The 831-nt window shown below is 61.4% G+C and carries 1 protein-coding gene; it reads right to left on the reverse strand.

The window, feature by feature from the left end; all coding sequences use genetic code 11:
• Positions 1–76 precede the first annotated feature (76 nt).
• The gene (locus tag AC1DT3_RS22980; RefSeq protein ID WP_477467471.1) at positions 77–430 is read right to left on the reverse strand and encodes a hypothetical protein; all 354 of its coding nucleotides are present in this window, start codon (positions 428–430) and stop codon (positions 77–79) included.
• Positions 431–831 lie beyond the last annotated feature (401 nt).

The following is an 831-nucleotide window of genomic DNA, read 5'->3' on the forward strand; positions in this document are numbered from 1 at the left end:
GGAATGGGCGGAGGGGCGTCGCCCCTCCTCCACGGTAGCGAAAGGGAGCAATTCGCATCCAAACTGCTATCGATTTCTATCGCTGCGCTCCGAGCGCTCGCAAAGCCTGAAGCGCGCTTTCGCAGCCGAGAAGGTCGCCGTCCGCGTCGGCCTTCCGGGCCTTGGCGAGAAGAGCAACCGCCTCCTCTGCCTTCTTGCCGTCGCCCGCCTTCTGTTCCGCCTGCGCGATCGAGCCCGGTGTGGGCTGGCGATGGAGGGTGGCATCCGTGCTCTGGGCAGCGGTGTCACCGGTCCCTGCTCGGCTGTCGATTCTGGCATCGACCTGCGCCTGCGCGCGATCGATCATCGGCGCACACGCACCGGCGAGAGCCGGCGACGCCAGAAGTGTGAGCGTCAAAGCGACTGATGAAGCGACGATGCGGGCGGACATGACACGACATCCCTGAGAAAGGGCCCTCGATCCAAACGGATGGGCTCGTGAAGAGTTCCGGCGACATCATCGAACGTTTGTCCCCTCGGCCACATGAAACATAATAACGCGCATTTGAGACCACTTTTGTTCTTCTCACCAACGGCTCGCCCCCGATTTGAGACAGGTTGCTCGTCGTACCCTTTTTGTTCTAGATTGAGTCCCAACTGGAATCATCCGCCACAGTTGTAGCGAGGGCTCCGGCATCACATATGGGACGTCCGGTTCGGCGAACCGGTTTCCACTCATAGGCTTCAGACGATGGCGAAACTCGACGATCTATTCAACCGCGCGCGAGCGGGAGACCCCAATGCGCGCGTGATTTCCGTGCGTGGCGCGCGGGAGCACAACCTGAAGAACGT

This window comes from Microvirga sp. P4_G7 (assembly GCF_056401005.1).